This window comes from Citrobacter enshiensis, assembly GCF_029338175.1.
In the GTDB taxonomy this organism is placed as follows: domain Bacteria; phylum Pseudomonadota; class Gammaproteobacteria; order Enterobacterales; family Enterobacteriaceae; genus Citrobacter_D; species Citrobacter_D enshiensis.
Genome location: NZ_CP119862.1, coordinates 4,854,431 through 4,869,994, shown reverse-complemented (window position 1 = coordinate 4,869,994; position 15,564 = coordinate 4,854,431). Strand labels below are relative to the sequence as shown.

At 52.9% G+C, this 15,564-nt stretch carries 10 protein-coding genes, 3 tRNA genes and 3 rRNA genes; 14 read left to right on the top strand and 2 right to left on the bottom strand.

Annotation, left to right across the window (positions count from 1 at the left end):
- Positions 1-340: 340 nt before the first annotated feature.
- The 6 genes from P2W74_RS23165 (at position 341) to P2W74_RS23140 (ending at position 5,643) form a co-directional block, all read left to right on the top strand.
- A 16S ribosomal RNA gene (locus tag P2W74_RS23165) occupies positions 341-1,885 on the top strand.
- A gap of 84 nt (positions 1,886-1,969) precedes the next feature.
- A tRNA-Glu gene (locus P2W74_RS23160) sits at positions 1,970-2,047 on the top strand.
- A gap of 219 nt (positions 2,048-2,266) precedes the next feature.
- Positions 2,267-5,177: ribosomal RNA gene (locus P2W74_RS23155) — 23S ribosomal RNA — on the top strand.
- Between the two features lie 93 nt (positions 5,178-5,270).
- Positions 5,271-5,386: ribosomal RNA gene (rrf, locus tag P2W74_RS23150) — 5S ribosomal RNA — on the top strand.
- Together the 16S, 23S and 5S rRNA genes with 3 tRNA genes alongside form the textbook arrangement of a ribosomal RNA operon.
- A 51-nt stretch (positions 5,387-5,437) precedes the next feature.
- Positions 5,438-5,514, top strand: a tRNA-Asp gene (locus tag P2W74_RS23145).
- 53 nt (positions 5,515-5,567) lie between these two features.
- Positions 5,568-5,643 (top strand) — tRNA-Trp (locus P2W74_RS23140).
- A gap of 116 nt (positions 5,644-5,759) precedes the next feature.
- Here P2W74_RS23140 and hdfR read toward each other — a convergent pair.
- A complete protein-coding gene (hdfR, locus tag P2W74_RS23135) occupies positions 5,760-6,593 on the bottom strand; it encodes an HTH-type transcriptional regulator HdfR (RefSeq protein WP_276293397.1) in 834 nt (277 codons plus the stop codon).
- Between the two features lie 118 nt (positions 6,594-6,711).
- Between hdfR and maoP the strand changes: the two genes are divergently transcribed.
- A complete protein-coding gene (gene maoP / locus P2W74_RS23130; protein ID WP_162380306.1) occupies positions 6,712-7,050 on the top strand; it encodes a macrodomain Ori organization protein MaoP in 339 nt (112 codons plus the stop codon).
- Positions 7,051-7,076: 26 nt separating this feature from the next.
- Here the strand turns inward: maoP and P2W74_RS23125 are convergent, their stop codons facing one another.
- Positions 7,077-8,597, bottom strand: coding sequence for a YifB family Mg chelatase-like AAA ATPase (locus P2W74_RS23125; protein WP_276293396.1), 1,521 nt, complete (start codon positions 8,595-8,597; stop codon positions 7,077-7,079).
- Between the two features lie 351 nt (positions 8,598-8,948).
- On the opposite strand from P2W74_RS23125, the gene ilvL reads away from it, so the two are divergent.
- The 7 genes from ilvL to ilvA all read left to right on the top strand — a co-directional run bounded on the left by ilvL (position 8,949) and on the right by ilvA (position 15,498).
- Positions 8,949-9,047: an ilv operon leader peptide gene (ilvL, locus tag P2W74_RS23120; RefSeq protein WP_015966468.1), complete on the top strand. Its 99-nt coding sequence runs from the start codon at positions 8,949-8,951 to the stop codon at positions 9,045-9,047.
- A gap of 86 nt (positions 9,048-9,133) precedes the next feature.
- Positions 9,134-9,184, top strand: coding sequence for a peptide IlvX (gene ilvX / locus P2W74_RS23750; protein ID WP_203361354.1), 51 nt, complete (start codon positions 9,134-9,136; stop codon positions 9,182-9,184).
- A 2-nt stretch (positions 9,185-9,186) separates the two neighbouring features.
- Complete coding sequence (gene ilvG, locus P2W74_RS23115) at positions 9,187-10,833, top strand: acetolactate synthase 2 catalytic subunit (protein ID WP_276293395.1); 1,647 nt, start codon at positions 9,187-9,189, stop codon at positions 10,831-10,833.
- Complete coding sequence (gene ilvM / locus P2W74_RS23110) at positions 10,830-11,093, top strand: acetolactate synthase 2 small subunit (RefSeq protein WP_276293394.1); 264 nt, start codon at positions 10,830-10,832, stop codon at positions 11,091-11,093. The genes ilvG and ilvM overlap by 4 nt, the downstream gene beginning before the upstream one ends.
- A 17-nt stretch (positions 11,094-11,110) precedes the next feature.
- Complete coding sequence (locus tag P2W74_RS23105) at positions 11,111-12,040, top strand: branched-chain amino acid transaminase (RefSeq protein ID WP_276293393.1); 930 nt, start codon at positions 11,111-11,113, stop codon at positions 12,038-12,040.
- Between the two features lie 60 nt (positions 12,041-12,100).
- Positions 12,101-13,951 carry a dihydroxy-acid dehydratase gene (ilvD, locus tag P2W74_RS23100; protein WP_276293392.1) on the top strand — a complete coding sequence of 617 codons (1,851 nt, stop codon included), beginning with the start codon at positions 12,101-12,103 and terminating at the stop codon, positions 13,949-13,951.
- 2 nt (positions 13,952-13,953) lie between these two features.
- Positions 13,954-15,498 (top strand): threonine ammonia-lyase, biosynthetic, encoded by a 1,545-nt coding sequence (gene ilvA / locus P2W74_RS23095; protein ID WP_276295265.1) that lies wholly within the window; start codon positions 13,954-13,956, stop codon positions 15,496-15,498.
- The last annotated feature ends 66 nt before the right edge of the window (positions 15,499-15,564 follow it).

Below are 15,564 nucleotides of genomic sequence, written 5' to 3'. Positions count from 1 at the left end.
CAAATTTCCGCTTGTCAGCCGGAAATAACTCCCTATAATGCGCCTCCACTGACACGGAACAACGGCACGCAAGCCGCCGGGTCAGCGGGGTTCCACTGAGAACCTCGTAGAGAAAAGCAAAATTAAATGCTTGACTCTGAATGAGGAAAACGTATTATACGGGACCTCGCAACGGTGAGCGAAAGCCGCGTTGCACTGCTCTTTAACAATTTATCAGACAATCTGTGTGGGCACTCGAAGATACGGATTCTTAACGTCGCAAGACGAAAAATGAATACCAAGTCTCAAGAGTGAACATACGTAATTCATTACGAAGTTTAATTCTATGAGCATCAAACTTAAATTGAAGAGTTTGATCATGGCTCAGATTGAACGCTGGCGGCAGGCCTAACACATGCAAGTCGAACGGTAGCACAGAGGAGCTTGCTCCTTGGGTGACGAGTGGCGGACGGGTGAGTAATGTCTGGGAAACTGCCCGATGGAGGGGGATAACTACTGGAAACGGTAGCTAATACCGCATAATGTCGCAAGACCAAAGAGGGGGACCTTCGGGCCTCTTGCCATCGGATGTGCCCAGATGGGATTAGCTAGTAGGTGGGGTAACGGCTCACCTAGGCGACGATCCCTAGCTGGTCTGAGAGGATGACCAGCCACACTGGAACTGAGACACGGTCCAGACTCCTACGGGAGGCAGCAGTGGGAAATATTGCACAATGGGCGCAAGCCTGATGCAGCCATGCCGCGTGTATGAAGAAGGCCTTCGGGTTGTAAGTACTTTCAGCGGGGAGGAAGGCGATACGGTTAATAACCGTGTCGATTGACGTTACCCGCAGAAGAAGCACCGGCTAACTCCGTGCCAGCAGCCGCGGTAATACGGAGGGTGCAAGCGTTAATCGGAATTACTGGGCGTAAAGCGCACGCAGGCGGTCTGTCAAGTCGGATGTGAAATCCCCGGGCTCAACCTGGGAACTGCATCCGAAACTGGCAGGCTAGAGTCTTGTAGAGGGGGGTAGAATTCCAGGTGTAGCGGTGAAATGCGTAGAGATCTGGAGGAATACCGGTGGCGAAGGCGGCCCCCTGGACAAAAGACTGACGCTCAGGTGCGAAAGCGTGGGGAGCAAACAGGATTAGATACCCTGGTAGTCCCACGCCGTAAACGATGTCGACTTGGAGGTTGTTCCCTTGAGGAGTGGCTTCCGGAGCTAACGCGTTAAGTCGACCGCCTGGGGAGTACGGCCGCAAGGTTAAAACTCAAATGAATTGACGGGGGCCCGCACAAGCGGTGGAGCATGTGGTTTAATTCGATGCAACGCGAAGAACCTTACCTACTCTTGACATCCACGGAATTTAGCAGAGATGCTTTAGTGCCTTCGGGAACCGTGAGACAGGTGCTGCATGGCTGTCGTCAGCTCGTGTTGTGAAATGTTGGGTTAAGTCCCGCAACGAGCGCAACCCATATCCTTTGTTGCCCAGCGGTTCGGCCGGGAACTCAAAGGAGACTGCCAGTGATAAACTGGAGGAAGGTGGGGATGACGTCAAGTCATCATGGCCCTTACGAGTAGGGCTACACACGTGCTACAATGGCATATACAAAGAGAAGCGACCTCGCGAGAGCAAGCGGACCTCATAAAGTATGTCGTAGTCCCGGATCGGAGTCTGCAACTCGACTCCGTGAAGTCGGAATCGCTAGTAATCGTGGATCAGAATGCCACGGTGAAATACGTTCCCGGGCCTTGTACACACCGCCCGTCACACCATGGGAGTGGGTTGCAAAAGAAGTAGGTAGCTTAACCTTCGGGAGGGCGCTTACCACTTTGTGATTCATGACTGGGGTGAAGTCGTAACAAGGTAACCGTAGGGAACCTGCGGTTGGATCACCTCCTTACCTTAAAGAACCTGCCTTTGTAGTGCTCACACAGATTGTTGATGAAAAGTAAATAGCAAGGCGTCTTGCGATTGAGACTTAAGTGTCCCCCTTCGTCTAGAGGCCCAGGGACACCGCCCTTTCACGGCGGTAACAGGGGTTCGAATCCCCTAGGGGACGCCACTTGCTGGTTCGTGAGTGAAAGTCACCCTGCCTCAGTATCTTCAAAACTGACTTCCGAGTCATGTTTGAGATATTTGCTCTTTAAAAATCTGGATCAAGCTGAAAATTGAAACGACACACTGTGTCTGTTCTCCCGTAATAAGAACAGATAAGCGGTGTGTTCGAGTCTCTCAAATTTTCGCAACACGATGTGTTTTACGAAACACCTTCGGGTTGTGAGGTTAAGCGACTAAGCGTACACGGTGGATGCCCTGGCAGTCAGAGGCGATGAAGGACGTGCTAATCTGCGATAAGCGTCGGTAAGGTGATATGAACCGTTATAGCCGGCGATTTCCGAATGGGGAAACCCAGTGTGTTTCGACACACTATCATTACGTGAATACATAGCGTAATGAAGCGAACCGGGGGAACTGAAACATCTAAGTACCCCGAGGAAAAGAAATCAACCGAGATTCCCCCAGTAGCGGCGAGCGAACGGGGAGCAGCCCAGAGTCTGAATCAGCATGTGTGGTAGTGGAACGGTCTGGAAAGTCCGACGGTACAGGGTGATAGTCCCGTACACCAAACTGCATGTGTTGTGAACTCGAAGAGTAGGGCGGGACACGTGGTATCCTGTCTGAATATGGGGGGACCATCCTCCAAGGCTAAATACTCCTGACTGACCGATAGTGAACCAGTACCGTGAGGGAAAGGCGAAAAGAACCCCGGCGAGGGGAGTGAAAAAGAACCTGAAACCGTGTACGTACAAGCAGTGGGAGCCTCTTTTATGGGGTGACTGCGTACCTTTTGTATAATGGGTCAGCGACTTATATTCTGTAGCAAGGTTAACCGAATAGGGGAGCCGAAGGGAAACCGAGTCTTAACTGGGCGTTAAGTTGCAGGGTATAGACCCGAAACCCGGTGATCTAGCCATGGGCAGGTTGAAGGTTGGGTAAACACTAACTGGAGGACCGAACCGACTAATGTTGAAAAATTAGCGGATGACTTGTGGCTGGGGTGAAAGGCCAATCAAACCGGGAGATAGCTGGTTCTCCCCGAAAGCTATTTAGGTAGCGCCTCGTGAATTCATCTTCGGGGGTAGAGCACTGTTTCGGCTAGGGGGTCATCCCGACTTACCAACCCGATGCAAACTGCGAATACCGAAGAATGTTATCACGGGAGACACACGGCGGGTGCTAACGTCACGTCGTGAAGAGGGAAACAACCCAGACCGCCAGCTAAGGTCCCAAAGTCATGGTTAAGTGGGAAACGATGTGGGAAGGCACAGACAGCCAGGATGTTGGCTTAGAAAGCAGCCATCATTTAAAGAAAGCGTAATAGCTCACTGGTCGAGTCGGCCTGCGCGGAAGATGTAACGGGGCTAAACCATGCACCGAAGCTGCGGCAGCGACACTATGTGTTGTTGGGTAGGGGAGCGTTCTGTAAGCCGTTGAAGGTGGCCTGTGAGGGTTGCTGGAGGTATCAGAAGTGCGAATGCTGACATAAGTAACGATAAAGCGGGTGAAAAGCCCGCTCGCCGGAAGACCAAGGGTTCCTGTCCAACGTTAATCGGGCAGGGTGAGTCGACCCCTAAGGCGAGGCCGAAAGGCGTAGTCGATGGGAAACAGGTTAATATTCCTGTACTTGGTGTTACTGCGAAGGGGGGACGGAGAAGGCTATGTTGGCCGGGCGACGGTTGTCCCGGTTTAAGCATGTAGGCGGAACGATTAGGTAAATCCGGTCGTTTATTAACGCTGAGGTGTGATGACGAGGCACTACGGTGCTGAAGTAACAAATGCCCCGCTTCCAGGAAAAGCCTCTAAGCATCAGGTAACACAAAAATCGTACCCCAAACCGACACAGGTGGTCAGGTAGAGAATACCAAGGCGCTTGAGAGAACTCGGGTGAAGGAACTAGGCAAAATGGTGCCGTAACTTCGGGAGAAGGCACGCTGATATGTAGGTGAAGCGACTTGCTCGTGGAGCTGAAATCAGTCGAAGATACCAGCTGGCTGCAACTGTTTATTAAAAACACAGCACTGTGCAAACACGAAAGTGGACGTATACGGTGTGACGCCTGCCCGGTGCCGGAAGGTTAATTGATGGGGTTATCCGTAAGGAGAAGCTCTTGATCGAAGCCCCGGTAAACGGCGGCCGTAACTATAACGGTCCTAAGGTAGCGAAATTCCTTGTCGGGTAAGTTCCGACCTGCACGAATGGCGTAACTGATGGCCAGGCTGTCTCCACCGAGACTCAGTGAAATTGAACTCGCTGTGAAGATGCAGTGTACCCGCGGCAAGACGGAAAGACCCCGTGAACCTTTACTATAGCTTGACACTGACACTGGTCCTTGATGTGTAGGATAGGTGGGAGGCTTTGAAGTGTGGACCGCCAGTCTGCATGGAGCCAACCTTGAAATACCACCCTTAATGGCTGGTGTTCTAACGTAGACCCGTAATCCGGGTTGCGGACAGTGTCTGGTGGGTAGTTTGACTGGGGCGGTCTCCTCCTAAAGAGTAACGGAGGAGCACGAAGGTTAGCTAATCCTGGTCGGACATCAGGAGGTTAGTGCAAAGGCATAAGCTAGCTTGACTGCGAGAGTGACGGCTCGAGCAGGTGCGAAAGCAGGTCTTAGTGATCCGGTGGTTCTGAATGGAAGGGCCATCGCTCAACGGATAAAAGGTACTCCGGGGATAACAGGCTGATACCGCCCAAGAGTTCATATCGACGGCGGTGTTTGGCACCTCGATGTCGGCTCATCACATCCTGGGGCTGAAGTAGGTCCCAAGGGTATGGCTGTTCGCCATTTAAAGTGGTACGCGAGCTGGGTTTAGAACGTCGTGAGACAGTTCGGTCCCTATCTGCCGTGGGCGCTGGAGAATTGAGGGGGGCTGCTCCTAGTACGAGAGGACCGGAGTGGACGCATCACTGGTGTTCGGGTTGTCATGCCAATGGCATTGCCCGGTAGCTAAATGCGGAAGAGATAAGTGCTGAAAGCATCTAAGCACGAAACTTGCCCCGAGATGAGTTCTCCCCTGAGGACTATAAGTCTCCTGAAGGAACGTTGAAGACTACGACGTTGATAGGTCGGGTGTGTAAGTGTAGCGATACATTGAGCTAACCGATACTAATGAACCGTGAGGCTTAACCTTACAACGCCAAAGGTGTTTTGGCGAAGAGACACGAAATTCAGCTTGATACAGATAAGATTAACCGGCGAAAAGCGGGTTAATAAACAGAATTTGCCTGGCGGCTGTAGCGCGGTGGTCCCACCTGACCCCATGCCGAACTCAGAAGTGAAACGCCGTAGCGCCGATGGTAGTGTGGGGTCTCCCCATGCGAGAGTAGGGAACTGCCAGGCATCAAATTAAGCAGTAACCGGAGTATTCCGGTAGTTGTAGAAAAATTCGGTGGAGCGGTAGTTCAGTTGGTTAGAATACCTGCCTGTCACGCAGGGGGTCGCGGGTTCGAGTCCCGTCCGTTCCGCCACTTATTAGAAAATTAAGCCTGCTATCTTAGCAGGCTTAATGATAAGAAAATTTAGGGGCGTAGCTCAGTTGGTAGAGCACCGGTCTCCAAAACCGGGTGTCGCGAGTTCGAGTCTCTCCGCCCCTGCCAGAAATAATCCTTAGCATTTTTGCTAAGGATTTTTTTTGCCTAAAATTTGCCTGAAAGTAGTGCCCATATTACCTGTCATTGCATTTCACCCGGCATCCTTGCCAGATCCTACTACCTTAATCTTCCAGTACGCTTGTTTTTAGAAGATCGCGAATTAACGCATTTTTATCGCTATTTTGTAGCCATATTGCATATAACGGCCGTGAAAGCGTTGAGCTATCAGTTACCGTGTGGAGTCCACCTTTCTCTTTAGCCCAGGTCACCGGTAGCCAACTGCAACCGTTGAGGGGAGAAAGTTGCTGCCGTGCGAGTTCTGCTGAACTGGTTGTGAGTACAGGGATGTCCTCACTCGCGATCAGCCCTGTTTCATGTTGTTGAAAGTCTGGGCCCCACTCAAGACGTAAGTAATTCAACTCGTCTTTTGTTCGTGATGGCGTCGCGCTGTAAAGCGCTAATGTGAAGTGGCCGAGAAGCTGGCTACTAAATTCGTCCATTTTGGGCGCTTCACTGGTAATCAGCAGATCCAGCTGGCGCTCATGGAGTTGCTTAACTAACGACTGTCTCTGAGCGATTCTGGCCTCAAATTGCAGACTGGTTTGCGGGTCCTGAGACTGGTACAGCCGCCCCAGCCAGCCATTTAGCATGCACTCCCAGAGAGAGGCGCTGGCACCGATAGAAAATTCATTATGCCGTGACGTATGTGCGACCTCTTTGCGTGCGGCCTGCCACGTATTCATCAGTGTTTCTGCGTAAGGCAGAAGTTTCTCTCCGGCCGCAGTTAAACGGATATTGTTTCTGTGGCGAGTGAACAGGTTCACGCCAAGCTGATTTTCCAGTTGTCTAATACGAAAACTTACTGCTGATTGAGTCAGATAGAGTGCTTCTGCTGCCCGACCAAAGTGGCGTGTCCGACTCACTTCCAGGAAAGTTTTCAACAATTCCGTATCCACAATGCTCTCCGCAAAATTATTTGTCGTTATGATTTAAATCTTTTGTTTTACACTCTGTCAAGCGTAACTAATACTCCGCGCCATAAATAGCTCGGCCAAAGAATTAGGAGCGTGCAGGATGGCGGAAAGCTTTACGACGACTAATCGATATTTCGACAATAAATATTATCCTCGTGGATTCTCTCGTCATGGTGATTTCACCATCAAAGAGGCACAACTGCTTGAACGTTATGGTTATGCCTTTAATGAGCTGGATCTGGGTAAACGTGAGCCAGTCACTGAAGAAGAAAAACTGTTTGTCGCGGTATGTCGTGGCGAACGTGAACCTGTTACAGAGGCTGAACGCGTTTGGTCTAAATACATGACGCGTATCAAGCGTCCCAAGCGTTTTCACACGCTGTCTGGTGGTAAGCCGCAGATGGAAGGTGCTGAAGATTACACCGAATCTGACGATTAATAAAAAAAGGGCATTTTGCCCTTTTTTTATGCCAGCAGTTTCTGCAGATGAATGAGTAGTCTGTCTATCGCCCGATAGCCGACGGCTTCTTGCAAGTGCTGTCGTTTAATACCGTCTGAGTGATCAATATCGGCAATGGTACGTGCAACTTTCAGTAGTCGTTGCCAGGCGCGTACAGATAACCCCAACTGCAGCAGCGTTTCCTCAAGCCAGTGTGCATCATCACTGAGCAAGTTGCAGTACTTCCGAATTTCCTGAGTATTCATTTGCGCGTTTAATTTCCCCTGTCGTGTGTACTGACGTTCCTGGGCAGCGATAACACGTTGTTTAACCGTAAAACTATCTTCTCCTTTGGCTATCGGCTGGCTGAGAATGCCTGGTGGTGGGAGTGGGATCTCAAGTGAAAGATCAAAGCGATCGAGAAAGGGACCGGATAGACGGTTGAGATAGCGCAGTGTCTGCTCAGGAGTACAGCGATTATGGTTTCCCTGATAGTGACCTGTGGGACTGGGATTCATGGCCGCAATCAACTGGAAACGTGCGGGATAGGTAATTTTAGCTCGCGTGCGGGAAAGATGAATTTTCCCGGACTCAATGGGTTCCCGCAGCGCGTCCAGCGTACGTCGTTCAAATTCAGGCAGTTCATCAAGAAACAGAATGCCATTGTGCGCCAGCGAGATTTCTCCTGGGGCGGGTATTGAGCCACCACCGACCATGGCGGCTAATGATGCACTGTGGTGAGGTGAGCGAAATGGGCGCTGCTTCCAGTGCTTTTGTACGGTGTCGGAATTTACCAGACTTAGAATCGCTGCACTCTCCAATGCTGCTTCGTTGCTGAGCGGTGGAAGCAGCCCATTTAAGCGACTGGCAAGCATTGTTTTTCCTGTGCCGGGAGGCCCTATCAGTAGCAAGTTATGGCCACCCGATGCTGTAATTTCCAGTCCTCGCTTTCCTTGTTCCTGGCCTATGACATCACTGAGATCATCCGATGACGCAGCGGAAGCCAGATCGCCAGTTACAGGCCTTTCAAGCTCATGCTTACCTTCCAGAAATGCGCATACGGATTGCAAATGATCGGCTATCAGGCACCCCTCGCCACTGATTAAACCGACTTCAGCGGCATTATCACTGGCGACAATAATTCTCCTGCCAGCACGAATCGCTTCTGTTGCGCTCGAAATCGCTCCGGGAACGCCGCGTAACGCCCCTGTAAGCGCCAATTCACCTACTAATTCATATTCGCTAAGTCTGTGTGTTGTTAACTGCTCTGATGCAGTCAGAAGCGCGACAGCGATAGGTAAATCATATCTCCCTCCCTCTTTGGGGAGATCGGCCGGGGCGAGGTTGATCGTGATTTTCTTCGCCGGAAATTCATACCCACTATTGATAATGGCGCTGCGCACCCGATCGCGAGCCTCTTTTACTGTGGTTTCAGGTAATCCCACCATGGTTAAACCAGGAAGGCCATTGCTGATATGGACCTCGATAGTTATAGGGGGGGCATTAACGCCAAGGGCGGCGCGAGTGTGAACAATCGAAAGTGACATAACTCCTCCTGATGCAGCCATTATGTCGAAGTTAATGATGACAATGTTTGGCTAAATAACGACTTTTAGCGGCTGATTCATGAAGTTTTGTGCAACCTTGAAACGGAAGGCCGATGAGCGGAATGCTGCTCGCAAAAGGGAAGATATGCGAGATTCCGGGAGGGAAATGACCATTCGGTGGGAAAGAAAATGAAATATTTTCATATTTTATTTTTCTTATATAAAACAATATGTTTTTGCTAAACCGTTATCTGTGTCAGAAAAAAGAGAATAAAAATATCTTGTGCTATTTGTGAAATCTATGATAACTCTTTAGGCATTCCTTCGAACAAGATGCAAGAATATACGAAAATGAAAGCCCTTCTACGAGTGATTAGCCTGGTCGTGATTAGCGTGGTGGTGATTATTATCCCACCGTGCGGGGCTGCACTTGGACGAGGAAAGGCTTAAAAATCAAGCCTTAACGAACTAAGACCCCCGCACCGAAAGGTCCGGGGGTTTTTTTTGACCTTAAAAACATAACCGAGGAGCAGAAAATGAATAACAGCATAAAATTCTGTTTCTCCAAATTTATGGCGGGGAAGTAACTATGAATGGGGCGCAATGGGTAGTACATGCTTTGCGAGCGCAGGGTGTTAAAACCGTTTTTGGTTATCCCGGTGGCGCAATTATGCCGGTTTACGATGCGTTGTATGACGGCGGCGTGGAACACCTGTTGTGCAGACACGAGCAGGGGGCAGCCATGGCAGCCATCGGGTATGCGCGTTCGACCGGTAAAACCGGCGTCTGTATCGCAACCTCTGGGCCAGGGGCGACCAATCTGATCACCGGTCTGGCTGATGCGCTGTTAGATTCCGTTCCCGTAGTCGCCATCACTGGCCAGGTTTCTGCGCCTTTCATTGGCACCGATGCTTTTCAGGAAGTGGACGTGTTAGGACTGTCCCTGGCCTGCACCAAACACAGCTTCCTGGTGCCGTCGCTGGAAGAGTTACCCCGTATCATGTCCGACGCCTTCAGGATAGCGAATTCTGGACGACCAGGCCCTGTTCTGGTTGATATCCCTAAAGATATCCAGCTGGCCAACGGTTCTCTTGAGCCCTATTTTTCCACAGTGAAAAATGATGTTACGTTCCCGCACGCTGATGTTGAGCAGGCGTGTCGAATGATAGCGCAAGCGCAAAAGCCGATGCTGTACGTCGGGGGAGGCGTGGGGATGGCGCAGGCGGTACCCGCGTTGCGTGAATTTCTCGATGCGACCCGCATGCCAGTCACCTGCACGTTGAAAGGGCTTGGCGCTGTTGATGCAGACTATCCGTATTATCTTGGCATGCTGGGGATGCATGGCACGAAAGCGGCAAACTTTGCGGTGCAGGAATGCGATCTGCTGGTGGCTGTCGGTGCGCGTTTTGATGACCGGGTGACTGGCAAGTTAAATACTTTTGCGCCAAAAGCCAGCGTGATCCACATGGATATCGATCCCGCAGAAATGAACAAACTGCGTCAGGCGCACGTCGCCCTTCAGGGCGATCTGAATACCCTGCTGCCCGCTCTGCAGCAGTCGTTGAATATTGAAGACTGGCGTCAGCATTGCGCTCAACTGCGCACCGAGCATAGCTGGCGCTATGATCACCCCGGTGAGGCTATCTATGCCCCGCTGTTGTTAAAGCAGTTGTCAGATCGTAAACCGGCAGACAGCGTCGTGACGACGGATGTTGGCCAACATCAGATGTGGTCGGCGCAGCATATGACCTATACCCGCCCGGAAAACTTTATCACCTCCAGCGGCTTAGGCACGATGGGCTTCGGCCTGCCAGCGGCGGTGGGCGCACAAGTGGCGCGGCCGGATGACACCGTTATCTGTATCTCCGGTGACGGTTCTTTCATGATGAATGTGCAGGAACTGGGCACCGTAAAACGCAAGCAGTTACCGTTGAAAATCGTCTTACTCGATAATCAGCGTTTAGGGATGGTGCGACAATGGCAGCAACTGTTTTTTCAGGAACGTTATAGCGAAACCACCCTTACCGATAATCCCGATTTCCTCATGTTAGCCAGCGCCTTCGGCATTCCTGGCCAACACATCACCCGTAAAGACCAGGTTGAAGCGGCACTCGACACCATGCTGAACAGTGAGGGGCCTTACCTGCTTCATGTCTCAATCGACGAGCTTGAGAATGTCTGGCCCCTGGTGCCCCCCGGCGCCAGTAACTCAGAAATGCTGGAGAAATTATCATGATGCAACATCAGGTTAATGTGGCGGCGCGTTTCAGTCCGGAAACGTTAGAGCGTGTTTTACGTGTGGTACGTCATCGCGGTTTTCAGGTGTGCGCTATGAATATGGAAACAGCTGGCGATGCACAGAATATAAATATCGAATTGACCGTTGCCAGCCCCCGGTCGGTCGACTTACTGTTTAGTCAGTTAAGTAAACTGGTAGACGTTGCACATGTTGCCATTTGCCAGAGCACAACCACATCACAACAGATCCGCGCCTGAGCGCAAAAGGAAGAAAAATGACGACGAAAAAAGCTGATTACATTTGGTCCAATGGCGAGATGATTCGTTGGGAAGATGCGAAAGTTCACGTAATGTCCCACGCGTTGCACTACGGTACTTCAGTGTTTGAAGGGATCCGTTGCTACGATTCTCACAAAGGACCTGTGGTGTTCCGCCATCGCGAACACATGCAGCGCCTTCGCGACTCAGCAAAAATTTATCGTTTCCCGGTTTCTCAGAGCGTTGATGAGTTAATGGAAGCCTGCCGCGCCGTTATCCGCAAAAACAATCTGACCAGCGCGTATATTCGCCCACTGGTCTTTGTGGGTGATGTGGGTATGGGCGTTAACCCGCCTGCGGGATACACCACTGATGTGATCATCGCTGCATTCCCGTGGGGAGCCTATCTGGGCGCTGAAGCGCTGGAGCAGGGGATCGATGCGATGGTTTCTTCCTGGAACCGCGTTGCGCCGAACACCATCCCGACTGCCGCAAAAGCGGGCGGTAACTATCTTTCCTCTCTGCTGGTCGGTAGCGAAGCGCGTCGCCACGGTTATCAGGAAGGGATTGCGCTGGATGTGAACGGCTACATTTCCGAAGGCGCAGGCGAGAACCTGTTTGAAGTGAAAGACGGCATCCTGTTCACCCCTCCGTTCACTTCATCCGCGCTGCCGGGTATCACCCGCGACGCCATCATCAAACTGGCGAAAGAGCTGGATATCGAAGTACGTGAGCAAGTACTGTCCCGCGAATCACTGTATCTGGCGGATGAAGTGTTCATGTCCGGAACCGCAGCAGAAATCACGCCAGTTCGCAGCGTAGATGGTATCCAGGTGGGTGAAGGTCGCTGTGGCCCGGTCACCAAACGCATTCAGCAAGCATTCTTTGGCCTCTTCACCGGTGAAACGGAAGATAAATGGGGCTGGTTGGATCAGGTTAATCCATAAATATAAATTCGGGACGGCACGCACCGTCCCGCTAAATAGTCAGACGGGAGTAAATAAAGCATGCCTAAGTATCGTTCCGCTACCACCACCCATGGCCGTAATATGGCGGGGGCCCGCGCACTGTGGCGCGCAACCGGGATGACCGACGCCGATTTCGGCAAGCCGATTATTGCGGTTGTAAACTCGTTTACCCAGTTCGTGCCGGGCCATGTGCACCTGCGCGACCTCGGTAAACTGGTTGCTGAACAGATTGAAGCGGCAGGCGGTGTTGCCAAAGAGTTCAACACCATTGCGGTGGACGACGGTATCGCCATGGGCCACGGGGGCATGCTTTATTCACTGCCGTCTCGCGAGCTGATCGCCGATTCTGTTGAGTATATGGTCAACGCCCACTGCGCTGACGCGATGGTTTGCATCTCCAACTGCGACAAAATCACCCCGGGGATGCTGATGGCCTCCCTGCGCCTGAACATTCCGGTGATCTTTGTTTCCGGTGGCCCGATGGAAGCCGGGAAAACCAAACTCTCCGATCAAATCATCAAGCTCGACCTGGTTGACGCGATGATTCAGGGCGCGGACCCGAAAGTCTCCGACGAACAGAGCGATCAGGTAGAACGCTCCGCGTGTCCGACCTGCGGCTCTTGTTCCGGGATGTTCACCGCTAACTCCATGAACTGTCTGACCGAAGCGCTGGGTCTTTCACAGCCGGGTAATGGTTCACTGCTGGCGACCCACGCTGACCGTAAGCAGTTGTTCCTCAATGCAGGCACGCGCATCGTTGAACTGACCAAACGCTATTACGAACAAGACGACGCCAGCGCGCTGCCGCGTAACATCGCGAACAAAGCGGCGTTCGAAAATGCCATGATCCTGGACATCGCCATGGGCGGTTCCACCAACACCGTTCTTCACCTGTTGGCGGCGGCGCAGGAAGCGGAAATCGACTTCACCATGAGTGACATCGACAAACTCTCCCGCAAAGTGCCTCAGCTGTGTAAAGTCGCGCCGAGCACGCAGAAATACCATATGGAAGACGTACACCGCGCGGGCGGCGTATTGGGGATTCTGGGCGAACTGGACCGTGCCAAACTGCTTAACCGCGACGTGAAAAACGTGCTCGGTCTGACGCTGCCGCAAACCCTGGAGCAATATGACGTTGTCGTGACCCAGGACGATGCGGTGAAAACCATGTTCCGCGCCGGGCCTGCGGGTATCCGCACCACCCAGGCATTCTCTCAGGATTGCCGCTGGGATACGCTGGATGATGACCGCGCGAATGGCTGTATCCGCTCGCTGGAGCATGCTTACAGCAAAGACGGCGGGCTGGCTGTGCTTTACGGCAACTTCGCGGAAAACGGCTGCATCGTCAAAACGGCAGGCGTCGACGACAGCATCCTCAAATTCACCGGCCCGGCCAAAGTCTACGAAAGCCAGGACGATGCCGTAGATGCTATCCTCGGTGGCAAGGTGGTCGCGGGCGATGTGGTTGTCATCCGCTACGAAGGTCCGAAAGGCGGCCCAGGAATGCAAGAGATGCTTTACCCCACCACGTTCCTGAAATCGATGGGCCTCGGCAAAGCCTGTGCGTTGGTGACCGACGGTCGTTTCTCCGGCGGTACTTCTGGCCTGTCCATCGGCCACGTTTCCCCGGAAGCGGCGAGCGGCGGCAATATTGCGATCATCGAAGACGGCGATCTGATCGAAATTGATATCCCAAATCGCGGCATCCAACTGCAACTGAGCGAGCAGGAAATTGCGGCACGTCGTGAGGCGCAGGAAGCCCGTGGCGATAAAGCCTGGACGCCGAAGAACCGTGAGCGTCAGGTCTCCTTTGCCCTGCGTGCCTATGCCAGCCTGGCGACCAGCGCCGACAAAGGTGCGGTGCGCGATAAATCAAAACTGGGGGGTTAATGATGGCTGACTCGCAACCCCTGTCCGGCACCCCTGAAGGTGCCGAATATCTCAGAGCGGTGCTACGCGCACCGGTCTACGAAGCAGCGCAGGTCACGCCGCTGCAAAAAATGGAAAAACTCTCGTCGCGCCTCGATAACGTGATCCTGGTGAAACGCGAAGACCGCCAACCGGTGCACAGCTTCAAGCTGCGTGGTGCCTACGCCATGATGGCGGGGCTGACGGAAGAACAGAAAGCGCAGGGGGTGATCACCGCATCCGCGGGTAACCACGCACAAGGCGTGGCGTTCTCCTCCGCGCGTTTAGGCGTAAAAGCGCTGATTGTCATGCCAACCGCCACCGCCGACATCAAAGTCGATGCCGTGCGCGGCTTCGGCGGTGAAGTGCTGCTGCACGGCGCCAATTTTGATGAAGCGAAAGCCAAAGCGATTGAGCTGTCGCAGCAACAGGGCTTCACCTGGGTACCCCCGTTTGATCATCCGATGGTGATTGCTGGCCAGGGCACGCTGGCGCTGGAACTGCTGCAACAAGACGCTCACCTGGACCGCGTGTTTGTGCCGGTCGGCGGCGGTGGACTGGCGGCGGGCGTGGCGGTGCTGATCAAGCAACTGATGCCGCAAATCAAAGTGATTGCCGTAGAAGCGGAAGACTCCGCCTGCCTGAAGGCGGCGCTGGAAGCCGGTCATCCGGTCGACCTACCGCGCGTAGGTTTGTTTGCTGAAGGCGTGGCGGTCAAACGCATCGGCGATGAAACCTTCCGTCTGTGCCGGGAGTATCTCGACGACATCATCACCGTCGACAGCGATGCGATTTGTGCGGCGATGAAAGATCTGTTTGAAGATGTGCGTGCGGTGGCGGAACCGTCAGGTGCGCTGGCATTGGCGGGGATGAAAAAGTATATCGCCCAGCACAATATCCGTGGCGAACGGCTGGCGCATGTGCTTTCCGGAGCTAACGTCAACTTCCACGGTCTGCGCTACGTTTCCGAACGCTGTGAACTGGGCGAACAGCGCGAGGCCCTGCTGGCAGTAACCATCCCGGAAGAAAAGGGTAGCTTCCTGAAGTTCTGCCAATTGCTTGGCGGGCGTTCGGTTACCGAGTTCAACTACCGCTTTGCCGATGCTAAAGATGCCTGCATTTTCGTGGGGGTGCGTCTGAGCCGAGGTCTGGACGAGCGTAAAGAAATTCTGCAACTGCTCAAGGACGGCGGTTACAGCGTGGTCGATCTCTCCGATGATGAAATGGCGAAACTGCACGTGCGCTATATGGTCGGTGGCCGTCCGTCGAAGCCATTACAGGAACGTCTGTTCAGCTTTGAGTTCCCGGAATCACCGGGGGCATTGCTGAAATTCCTGCATACGTTGGGCACACACTGGAACATCTCTTTGTTCCACTACCGCAGCCATGGTACCGACTACGGGCGTGTGTTAGCGGCATTCGAACTGGGCGAGCACGAACCGGATTTCGAAACGCGGCTGAACGAGCTGGGCTATGACTGCCACGATGAGACGCATAACCCGGCGTTCAGGTTCTTCCTGGCGGGTTAGGACGGGATGCCTGATGGCGCTTCGCTTATCAGGCCTACACGCCGTTTGTAGCTTGCGCCGCCATCC